The 10,900-nt window shown below is 74.6% G+C and carries 7 protein-coding genes; 4 read left to right on the top strand and 3 right to left on the bottom strand.

Translation table 11 applies throughout. The features are described from left to right. Window positions 1–41: 41 nt before the first annotated feature. The gene (locus tag AB0B83_RS29165; protein ID WP_357580852.1) at window positions 42–1,088 is read left to right on the top strand and encodes a LacI family DNA-binding transcriptional regulator; all 1,047 of its coding nucleotides are present in this window, start codon (window positions 42–44) and stop codon (window positions 1,086–1,088) included. Between the two features lie 208 nt (window positions 1,089–1,296). Here AB0B83_RS29165 and AB0B83_RS29160 read toward each other — a convergent pair whose 3' ends face one another. Continuing rightward, on the bottom strand, window positions 1,297–2,511 hold the full coding sequence (locus AB0B83_RS29160; RefSeq protein WP_357580851.1) for an acyl-CoA dehydrogenase family protein: 1,215 nt from the start codon (window positions 2,509–2,511) through the stop codon (window positions 1,297–1,299). Then, a complete protein-coding gene (locus AB0B83_RS29155) occupies window positions 2,511–3,593 on the bottom strand; it encodes a phosphotransferase family protein (protein WP_357580853.1) in 1,083 nt (360 codons plus the stop codon). The genes AB0B83_RS29160 and AB0B83_RS29155 overlap by 1 nt, the downstream gene beginning before the upstream one ends. Window positions 3,594–3,744: 151 nt before the next feature. Here AB0B83_RS29155 and AB0B83_RS29150 point away from each other — a divergent pair, with 151 nt between their 5' ends. After that, window positions 3,745–4,446 (top strand): amino acid-binding protein, encoded by a 702-nt coding sequence (locus tag AB0B83_RS29150; protein ID WP_357580850.1) that lies wholly within the window; start codon window positions 3,745–3,747, stop codon window positions 4,444–4,446. A gap of 186 nt (window positions 4,447–4,632) precedes the next feature. Next, a complete protein-coding gene (locus AB0B83_RS29145; RefSeq protein ID WP_357580849.1) occupies window positions 4,633–5,706 on the top strand; it encodes a GNAT family N-acetyltransferase in 1,074 nt (357 codons plus the stop codon). Between the two features lie 127 nt (window positions 5,707–5,833). Here the strand turns inward: AB0B83_RS29145 and AB0B83_RS29140 are convergent, their stop codons facing one another. Further along, the gene (locus AB0B83_RS29140) at window positions 5,834–7,399 is read right to left on the bottom strand and encodes an aldehyde dehydrogenase family protein (RefSeq protein ID WP_357580848.1); all 1,566 of its coding nucleotides are present in this window, start codon (window positions 7,397–7,399) and stop codon (window positions 5,834–5,836) included. 463 nt (window positions 7,400–7,862) lie between these two features. Here AB0B83_RS29140 and AB0B83_RS29135 point away from each other — a divergent pair, with 463 nt between their 5' ends. After that, on the top strand, window positions 7,863–10,793 hold the full coding sequence (locus AB0B83_RS29135) for a glycoside hydrolase family 9 protein (protein ID WP_357580847.1): 2,931 nt from the start codon (window positions 7,863–7,865) through the stop codon (window positions 10,791–10,793). The last annotated feature ends 107 nt before the right edge of the window (window positions 10,794–10,900 follow it).

Here is a 10,900-nt window from a genome sequence, read left to right as displayed (position 1 = left end):
GGGGTGGCGCCGGGGCCGGTCCGCCGTCGGAGGAGCAGACAATGACAACGCAGCGCACCCGGTCGCTCGGGCGCCCGACCCTCGACGCCGTCGCCGCCCGCGCCGGCGTCGGTCGCGGGACGGTCTCCCGGGTGGTCAACGGCTCACCCCAGGTGAGCCCCGAGGCGCGCGCCGCGGTGCAGCAGGCCATCGCCGAGCTGGGGTATGTGCCGAACCGGGCCGCCCGTGCCCTGGTGACCCAACGCACCGACTCGATCGCCCTGGTGGTGTCGGAATCCGGCGACCGGGTCTTCACCGAGCCGTTCTTCGCCGGCATCGTCCGGGGCGTCAGCTCGGGGCTGCTGGAGACCCCGTTGCAGCTCTGGCTGGCCATGGTGCAGTCGCCGATCGAGCGGGAGCGGGTCGAGCACCACCTGACCAACCAGCACGTCGACGGGGTCCTGCTGCTGTCGCTGCACGACTCCGACCCGCTGCCCACCCTGCTGGAGGAGCGCGGCCTGCCCACCGTGCTCGGCGGTCGCCCGGCCCGGATGCTGCAACCCGGCGCGCAGCCCGCGTACTACGTCGACGTGGACAACGTGGGCGGCGCCCGGCGGGCGGTCGAACACCTGGCCGGCCGGGGGCGGCGGCGCATCGCCACCATCGCCGGCCCGCAGGACATGGGTGCCGGCCTGGGCCGGCTGACCGGCTACAAGGAGGCCGTCAGGGCCGCCGGGGGCGGGGTCGACCCCGCCCTGATCGCGTACGGCGACTTCAGCGAGGGCAGCGGGGCGGCCGGCATGCGTCGGCTGCTGGAGGACTGCCCCGACCTCGACGCCGTCTTCGTCGCCTCCGACCTGATGGCGTTCGGCGCGCTGCGCGCGCTGCGCGAGGCGGGCCGGCGGGTGCCGGAGGACGTCGCGGTGATCGGCTTCGACGACGCCCCGATCTCCCGGCAGGCCGAGCCGCCGCTGACCACGGTCTTCCAGCCGGTGGAGGAGATGGGCCGGCAGATGGCCCGCCTGCTGGTCAGCCGCATCCGCGGCGACGAGCTTCCGTCCCCCCACATCCTCCTGGACACCCAACTCATCGAACGCGCCTCCGCCTGATCCCGGGGCGCCGCACCTGCCTGACCCCGGACCACCGCCGTCGCCGGTGACGACCGGCCCCGCGCCGCCCTCTCCGCCCCGGGCGGCACCCGCCGCTGTGCCTGTCGAGCTGAGTCGTCTACGACATCAGCTCGACAGCGCCGACACGGCAGCATGCCCCGCTGCCCCGCTGCCCGCACGCCCGTCTGTCGGCCCGTCCCGCCGCCCGTCAGGCCGACCAGCGGCGTAGTTCGCGCTTGGCCAGCGAGGAGCGGTGGACCTCGTCGGGGCCGTCCGCCAGGCGCAGCGTCCGCGACTGGGCCCAGAGGGCGGCGAGCGGGGTGTCCTGGCTGACGCCGGCCCCGCCGTACGCCTGGATGGCCTTGTCGATCACCCACTCGGCCATGGCGGGAGTGCCGATCTTGATGGCCTGGATCTCGGTGTGCGCGCCCTTGTTGCCGACCGTGTCCATCAACCAGGCGGTCTTGAGCACCAGCAGCCGGGCCTGTTCGATGCGCACCCGGGACTCGGCGATCCACTCGCGCACCACGCCCTGCTCGGCGAGCGGCCGGCCGAACGCGACCCGCTCGAGCGCCCGCCGGCAGAGCAGCTCCAGGGCCCGCTCCGCCATGCCGACCAGCCGCATGCAGTGGTGGATCCGGCCGGGACCGAGCCGCGCCTGGGCGATCGCGAAGCCGGCGCCCTCCGCTCCGACCAGGTTCTCCACGGGTACGCGGACGTCGGTGAAGTCGACCTCGGCGTGGCCGCCGTGCGAGGCGTCGCTGTAGCCGAACACCGTCATGCCCCGCCGCACGGCGACGCCCGGGGTGTCCCGGGGCACCAGGATCATGCTCTGCTGGCGGTGCCGGTCGGCCTCCGGGTCGGTCTTGCCCATCACGATGAAGATCTCGCAGCGCGGGTCCATCGCCCCCGACGACCACCACTTGCGCCCGTTGACCACGTAGTGGTCGCCGTCGCGGGTGATCCGGGTCGCGATGTTCGTCGCGTCCGAGGACGCCACCTCCGGCTCGGTCATGCAGAACGCGGAGCGGATCTCGCCCTCCAGCAGCGGTCGCAGCCAGCGCTCCTGCTGCTCCGGCGAGCCGAACTCGGCGAGCAGTTCCATGTTGCCCGTGTCGGGCGCGGCGCAGTTGAGCGCCTCCGGGGCCAGGTGTGGGCTGCGCCCGGTCAGCTCGGCCAGCGGGGCGTACTGGAGGTTGGTCAGACCGGCGCCGTGGCGCGGGTCGGGGAGGAAGAGGTTCCACAGGCCGCGCTTGCGCGCCTCGGCCTTCAGCTCGGCCATCACCGGGGGCCGGGCCCACGGGTCGCCGGCGGCGGCCACCTGTGCGGCGTGCACCGGCTCGGCCGGGTAGACGTGCTCGTCCAGGAACGCGGTCAGCTCGGCCCGCAGCTGCTCGGTGCGGGTGTCGTAGGCGAAGTCCATCAACGCTCCCTGGCGGCGGTCAGCCCGTGTTCGACCAGCGGTGCCACCATGTCGCCGATCCGGTCGAAGCCCTCGCCGAGCGTCTGCCCGAGCGTGTGCCGGTAGTGGATGCCCTCGCAGATCACCGCGAGCTTGAAGCAGCCGAGCGCGACGTGCCAGTGCAGCGGCCCGACGTCGACGTCGCCGCGCCCGGCGTACCGCTCGATCAGCTCCGTCCCGGTGGGGAACCCGGCGCGCGGGCCGAGCCCGTCGGCGACCGGGTTGCCGGCGGCCGATTCGCTGTCGCCGAGCACGTCCCAGTAGGTCAGCAGCAGCCCGAGGTCGGCCAGCGGGTCGCCGAGGGTGGCCATCTCCCAGTCGAGCACGGCCCGTACGGCCACCGGGTCGACGGTGGCGAGCAGGTTGTCCAGCCGGTAGTCGCCGTGCACGATCCGGCCGGCGTTGGCGCCCTCCGGCACGGTGCCGGCGAGCAGGTCCCGCAGCTCCTCGATGCCGGGCAGCGGCCGGCTGCGGGACCGGTCGAGCTGGCCGGCCCACCGGCGGACCTGCCGCGCGAGGTAGCCCTCCGGCCGGCCGAAGTCGCCCAGCCCGACCGAGGCGGGCTCGACCGCGTGCAGCGCGGCGAGGGTGTCCATCATCGCCAGCGCCAGCTCCCGCCGCTGGTCGGCGGTGAGCGGGTCGGTCTGGGCGCGGGTGCGCAACACCTCGCCGTGCACCCGTTCCATCAGATAGAAGGGCGCGCCGATCACCTCGGCGTCCTCGCAGAGCAGCAGCGCGGCGGGCACCGGCACGTCGGTCGGCGCCAGCGCGGAGATCACCCGGTACTCCCGGGCCATGTCGTGCGCGGTGGCCAGCACGTGCCCGAGCGGCGGGCGGCGCAGCACGACCTCGTGCCCGCCGGCGTCCAGCAGGTAGGTCAGGTTGGACTTGCCGCCGGCGATCAGCCGGGCCCGCAGCGGACCGTCGGCCAGCTCGGGCCGGTGCCGGGCCAGGTGGGCGGCGAGTCGGTCGAGATCCAGCCCGCGGGGGGAGGCGGCGGGGCTGCTGCCCGGCCCGTGCGCGTCGACGGCCGGCTCGGTCATCCGATTAGTTGATGGCAGCTCCGCCATGTTGTCAAGGTCGGGAGTTGACCCTCGGGACATGCCGCGGCAACAGGGGCGAAACGGCCACCGGCCAGGCTGGGGCCCAGCCTGCCGGCCAGCGGTGCCGGCCCGCCGAGCGGAGGGTTCAGACATGTTGCTGCGAGTTCGGGTCACCCTGCCGGACCGTCCGGGCACGCTCGGTCAGGTGGCGCGCACCATGGGCGTGTCCGGTGCGGACATCGTCCAGGTGGTCGTCCTGGAGCGGCTCGGCGGGCGGGCGGTGGACGACTTCACCGTCGTCTGGCCGGGCGCGGCGCGGGTCGAGCGGCTGCTCGCCGGGCTGGCGGCGATCCCCGGCGTCCGGGTGGACGGGGTGTGGCGGGCGATCGGCGCGCCCACCACCTCCGGGCAGGACGCCGAGCTGCTGGCCCAGGTCGCGGCCAACCCGGTCGACGGCGTCGCCACACTTGTCGACGCCGTTCCCGGGCTGCTCGCCGCCGACTGGGCGGTCGCCGCGGTGGTGCCGGTGGACTGGGCCGCCCGGACCGGCGCCGCCGGGGAGGCGACCGTCGGATACGCGAGCTGGCGCGCGCCCGTACCGCCGCCGCTGCCGGAGGTGACCCCGCTGCGGGCCCGGGCGATCAGCACGCCCGGCGGCGCGCACGTCGCGGTCGCGCCGTTCGGCCGGGCCGGCCTGGTGCTGGTGGCGGCCCGGGAGTGCGCCGGGACGCCGGCCGCGGCGGCGTTCCACGCCACGGAGGTGGACCGGCTGGCGCAGCTCGTCCGGGCCGCCGCGGTGATCCTCGGCGACCGGCTCGACCTGGTCGGATCGCCGGTGCCCGCCAAACCCTGAGTCGGCCTTCACGTCGCTGAGCCGGCCCGGCTTGGACCTTTGCGCCGGCCTGGCGTGGGCCTCTGCGCCGGCTCGGCGGTGGCGGTCACTGTGGCGCAGGTCGCGCGACGGAACCGGAGCCGTCACCCCCGGGCAACCGGCCCGCAACAGCCACCGACGAGGGTCGTAGGCGGAAGGGAGCGAACCATGACGCTGTGGCGGATCCGGGCGACCGTGGACGACCGGCCGGGCTACCTGTCGGTACTCACGGCCAGCCTGGCGTTGCGGGGGGTCAACATCCTCACCGTGCAGGTGCACACCACCGAGCGGGGCGCCGTCGACGACTTCCTGGTCGACGCGCCGGACACGCTCGACGAGGCCGGCCTCGTCGCCGCCGTGCACCGGGGGCGGGGCCGGGACTGCTGGGTGGCGCGCAGCGAGGCGCGCGGGCTCGCCGACCAGCCGACCCGGGCACTCGGCCTGGCCACCCGGCTGGTGCGGGACCCGGACGCGACCGGGGAGGCGCTGCGCGTCCTGCTCGGCGCGGACGCGGTCACCTGGCGACCCGCGTCGGCGGGCTGCGTCGGCGGGCTCGCCGACACCACCATGCTGCTGGACGACCCGGCCGGCGGGTCGTACGCGCTGCGCCGCGCCGTGCCGGGCTTCACCCCGGCCGAGTACGCCCGAGCCCAGGCCCTGGTCGAGCTGTCGGCCGCCGTCGCGCGCCGGGCCGCCGAGCAGGTCACCCTGGTGCTGCCCGACGGCGCCGAGGCGACCGTACGGCCCGCGACCGTCGACGACCTGCCCGGCGTGGTGGAGCTGCACGAGGGCTGCTCGGCGCGCAGCCGGCACCGGCGTTACCTCGGCGGCGCGGGGACGCCGACCCCGGCCCGGCTGCGCCGGCTGCTGGAGCCGGCCCGGGGCGTGACCCTGCTCGCCACGGCCGGCGACGCCGGGGCGACGCAGCCGGCCGGCGACACCGGGGCGGAGTCGGTGGTGGCGATGGCGAACCTGCTCGCCGAGGGCGACGAGGCCGAGGTGGCGCTGCTGGTCCGCGACGACTGGCAGCGTCGGGGCCTCGGCTCGGCCCTGCTGCGCCGGCTGGTCCGGCACGCCGAGCAGGCCGGCTACGCGGCCCTGGTGCTGCACGTCCACGCGGAGAACGCTCCGATGCTGCGCACCGTGCGGCGGCTCGGCCGGCCGGCCCCGACCGAGCGGGACGGCGCCCTGGTGACCCTCACCGTGCCGCTCGTCGAGGGCGCGTCCGCGCGGCACGGGTGAGGCGTCGCCCGCGGGCACGGGAGCTGTCCGGCGGCGCAGCGAGCGGGCGGATGCCGGTTCGCCGCCGGGGTGTAAGGAAGGGCACCCTGCAATCGCCATGCGTCAGCAGGGTGCCCTTCCTTGCACCTCAGGTCGTCGGGTAGCTGTTGTAGTCGGGGAAGTTGCCGTAGAGGCGGCCGTCGCCGCCCTGGGTCACCGCGTGCACCAGCAGGTCGCCGCCGACGAAGGCGCCCTTCCAGGACGCGCCCCGGCCGCCGAACGGCTCGTCCCGGTCGCCCCGGGAGCGCGGCTTGTTGATGCCGACCTTGAACGCCTGGAGGTCGACCGCGAGCTTGCCGGCCAGCTCCTCGTCGTCGCAGGCCAGCGAGGCGACCAGCGCGCCGTTCGAGGCGTTCATCGCGGCCAGCAGTTCGTCGGTGGTGTCCACCACGACGATGGTGTCGACCGGGCCGAACGGCTCGGCGTGCATGAGCCGGGACCGGCCGGGCGGGGCCAGCAGCACCGACGGGGCCACGTACGCGGAGGTGTCCTGCCCGTCGAGGAACGGCGCGCCGGTCAGCTTGCCCCGGTGCAGCGGCACCGCGCCGCCGCGTACCGCCTCGTCGACCTTGCGGCGCAGCTCGTCGGCCTTGGCGGCGCTGATCAGCGGGCCGAAGTCCAGCTCGGGCAGCGGGTCCCCGGCGGTCCAGTCGTCGCCGACGGCGAGCGGGTGTCCGAACCGGACGGAGCGCACCACCGGCAGGTACATGTCGAGGAACTCGTCGACGAGGTCCCGCTGGACCACGAAGCGCGGGTACGCGGTGCAGCGCTGCTTGCCGTACTCGAACCCCTTCTTCAGGTGTCCGGCGAGCAGGTCCCACTGGGAGAAGTTCCAGATGCCCCAGGCGTTGAGGCCCTCCTGCTCGATGAAGTGCCGCTTGTCGGAGTCGAGCAGCGCGGCGGCGACCTTGCCGCCGTTGGAGCGCCCGCCGACGAACGCCACCGCGCCGATCTCGGGCGCCCGGACCAGCACCTCGGACAGCTCCTCGCCGCCGCCGGAGACCAGGGTGGCGGGCAGCCCGGCCCGGCGCATCAGCGCGTGCGCGACGGTGAGGCAGACCGCCCCGCCCTGCGACGGGGTCTTGGCGATGACCGCGTTGCCGGCGAGCAGCTGCACCAGCTCGGCGTGCACGAGCACGCTCATCGGGTAGTTCCACGACGCGATGTTGCTGACCGGTCCCGGCAGCGGCTCCCGGCCGTCGGCGAGCATCCGGTCGATCTCGTCGACGTACCAGCGGACGCCGTCGAGCGCCCGGTCCACGTCGGCGCAGGCCAGCCGCCACGGCTTGCCGATCTCCCAGACCAGCAGCAGGGCGAGCAGGTCGCGGTGGGCGGTGAGCGCGTCCAGGGCGTCGGTGACCCGGGCCTTGCGGTCGGCGAGCGGGGTGTCGGCCCAGGCCCGGTGCACGGCGGCGGCGTGCGCGACCGCGGCGCGGGCGGACTCCGCGTCGAGGCGGGCCAGGTTGACCAGCACGGTGTTGTCCACCGGCGTGCGTACGGGGCTGGGGGTGCCCACCGCGTGCCAGTCGCCGCGGACGAGGTTGTGCAGGGTGGTGACACCGTCGACCGGGGAGCCGAACGCCTCGGGCGCGGCGGCCACCGCGCGGGCGAGAGTCTCGGACCAGGCGGTGCCGTCGGCGAGTCGTAGAGCCATCGCGATCTCCTCAGGTTGGCCGGGGGAGCGGCAACGTCGATGGCACCGCTGGTGTGGGCGTACTGTCGCGCGCCGGAAAGGGGCGGGCAACAGTACGTTCGTATGCCGGAACGCCAGGCCCGCCGCCCGCCCGGCCGCGACGCGCATCTTCGCCCACCCGTCCCTGCGATGACCTGCCCGTACGTCGCAATCCAATCCATATTTATCGATGGTGTGACGTGCGCCCGGTGTGCAGGTAAGGGCTTTCCTGTCAGCGCCCCTGCGCGGGCGCACCGCAGGCGCATCGCAGGCGCACCGCGAGCGTCTTCACAAACCGGCGACCGCCGCATTACATTGTCGGTCATCCATGGGAGCGCTCCCGGGCCCGTGGCCGCACCCCCACCACCCTCGCCGGCAGGCCCCGACCACCATCCCGCGCGCCGTCCCCGGTGCCGCCGGCGACGCCACCGACAGGAGCCCCGTCATGCGTCAGCCCAGACGTCCGCGCCGGCCGGGCGACCAGCCCTGGCTGCCCCGCCTGCTGGCCGCCGGCAGCGCCCTCGCCGCCGGCCTCGCCCTCGCCGTCACCGCCCCGGCGCCCGCCTCCGCCGCGACGCCCGCGGTCGGGGGCGCCACACGGACCGCGCCCGTCGCCGCCGCGGCGCCCGCCGCCGCCTTCAACTACGCCGAGGCGTTGCAGAAGTCGCTCTACTTCTACGAGGCGCAGCAGTCCGGCCCGCTGCCGGACTGGAACCGGGTCTCCTGGCGCGGCGACTCCGCGCTCACCGACGGCGCCGACGTCGGGCGCGACCTCACCGGCGGCTGGTACGACGCCGGCGACCACGTCAAGTTCGGCTTCCCGATGGCGTTCAGCGCCACCATGCTCGCCTGGGGCGCCGTCGAGTACCGCGCCGGCTACGTCGCCTCCGGCCAGCTGCCGCACCTGCTGAACAACCTGCGCTTCGTCAACGACTACTTCATCAAGGCGCACCCGGCGCCCAACGTCCTCTACGGACAGGTCGGCAAGGGCGACGACGACCACAAGTGGTGGGGCCCGGCCGAGGTGATGCCGATGGCGCGGCCCGCGTACAAGATCGACGCGAGCTGCGGCGGCGCGGACCTGGCGGGGGAGACGGCGGCGGCGATGGCCGCGTCGTCGATGGTCTTCCGGCCCACCGACGCCGCCTACGCCGACAAGCTGCTCGGGCATGCCAGGCAGCTGCACACGTTCGCCGACACGGTGCGCAAGAGCTACCACGAGTGCATCACCGACGCGACCAGCTTCTACCGCTCCTGGAGCGGCTGGCAGGACGAGCTGGTCTGGTCCGCGATCTGGCTGCACCGGGCCACCGGCGAGGCCGCCTACCTCGCCAAGGCCGAGAGCGAGTACGACAAGCTCGGCACCGAGAACCAGAGCACCACCCGCTCCTACAAGTGGACCATCGCCTGGGACAACAAGCAGTTCGGGGCGTACGTGCTGCTGGCCAACCTGACCGGCAAGCAGAAGTACGTCGACGACGCCAACCGCTGGCTCGACTACTGGACGGTCGGCGTCAACGGGCAGCGGGTGCCGTACTCGCCCGGCGGGATGGCGGTGCTCGACTCGTGGGGCGCGCTGCGCTACGCGGCGAACACGTCCTTCGCGGCCCTCGTCTACAGCGACAAGACCACCGACGCCACCCGCAAGGCCCGCTACAAGGACTTCGCCGTCCGGCAGATCAACTACGCCCTCGGTGACAACCCGCGCGCCTCCAGCTACGTCATCGGGTTCGGCGCCAACTCCCCGAAGAACCCGCACCACCGCACCGCGCACGGCTCCTGGTGGGACAGCCAGACCGTGCCCGTCGAGACCCGGCACACCCTCTACGGCGCGCTGGTCGGCGGCCCGTCGGCGGCCAACGACGCGTACACCGACAGCCGGTCGGACTACGTGATGAACGAGGTCGCCACCGACTACAACGCCGGCTTCAGCTCCGCGCTGGCCCGGCTCGCCCAGGAGTACGGCGGCACCCCGCTCGCCGGCTTCCCCCGCGCCGAGACGCCGGACATCGACGAGCTGACCGTGGAGACCACGGTGATGCAGGCCGAGCCGCGCGCCACCGGCCTCAAGGCCATCGTCTACAACAAGTCCGCCTTCCCGGCCCGGGCCCTGACCGACGGCAAGTTCCGCTACTACTTCCGCCCCGACGGCACCGGCCCGGTCACGGTCACCCCCGGCTACACCCAGGGCTGCCCGTCGCCGGCCACGGCCAGGCAGTTCTCCGGCGACATCTGGTACGTCGAGGTGGACTGCACCGGGCACACCATCGCGCCCGCCGGGCAGTCGCAGCACCGGATGGAGGTGCAGTTCAAGATCGGCGTGCCCGAGGGCGGCACCTGGGACCCGACGAACGACCCGTCGTACCAGGCGACGGCCGGGCCGAACCGGAAGGTCACGCTCTACTCCGGGGCCACCCGGATCTGGGGCGAGGAGCCCGGGCCGGCCACCCCGGACACCACCGCGCCGACCACCCCCGGCACCCCCGTCGCCTCGGCCGTCACCGCGACCGGGCTGACCCTGACCTGGCCCGCGTCCACCGACGCCGGCGGCAGCGGACTGGCCGGCTACGAGGTCACCCAGGCGCAGGTCGGCAGCGACGCGCTCGTCCTGTTCAACTCGGCCACCAACACCCTCGCCGTGAGCCGGCTGCTGCCCGAGCGGACGTACCGCTTCACGGTGCGGGCCCGCGACGGCGCCGGCAACCGCTCGACCGCCTCGCCCGTGGCCGAGGTGACCACGCCCGCCGCGCCGGCACCCGACACCGTCGCGCCGACCCGCCCAGGCACCCCGACCGCCTCGGCGGTCACCGCCACCGGGCTCACGCTGAGCTGGGCCGCGTCGACCGACAACGTCGGCGTCACCGGGTACCGGGTCTACCGGTCGGCCGCCGGCGGGGACACCCTGGTCGGCTCGCCCACCGGCACCACGCTGGCGGTGACCGGGCTGACCGCCGCGACCGCGTACCAGTTCCACGTGGTGGCCGTGGACGCGGCCGGCAACGCCTCGACGGCGTCCGCGCCGGTCGCCGTCACCACCGCCGACCCGCCCGCGTCCGGCGGCTGCGCCGTGACCTGGACGACCAGCGGCTGGGACAGCGGCTTCACCGCGAACGTCACCCTCACCAACACGGGCACCACCGCGATCGACGGCTGGACGCTCGCCTTCACCTTCCCCCACGCCGGCCAGAAGGTCGGCCAGGGCTGGTCGGCGACGTGGACCCAGACCGGCGCCGCGGTCACCGCCACCAGCCTCTCCTACAACGGCCGGCTCGCGCCGGGCGCGTCGACCAGCTTCGGCTTCAACGGCACCCACACCGGATCGAACCCGAAGCCCGCCGCGTTCACCCTCAACGGCACCCCCTGCACCGTCTCCTGACGCACCCGGTGGCCAGGTCGAGGAAGAGCCAGCTCTCCCGGGGGGAGTAGACGACCGCGTCCCCCGGCCGCTGACCGTCGGCGACGATCCGGGCCGCGCCCCGGTAG

It is taken from the genome of Micromonospora sp. NPDC049060, assembly GCF_040649055.1.
In the GTDB taxonomy this organism is placed as follows: domain Bacteria; phylum Actinomycetota; class Actinomycetes; order Mycobacteriales; family Micromonosporaceae; genus Micromonospora; species Micromonospora reichwaldensis.
Note: the sequence above shows the minus strand (reverse complement) of the source record. Positions and strands in the feature narration are given on the sequence as shown.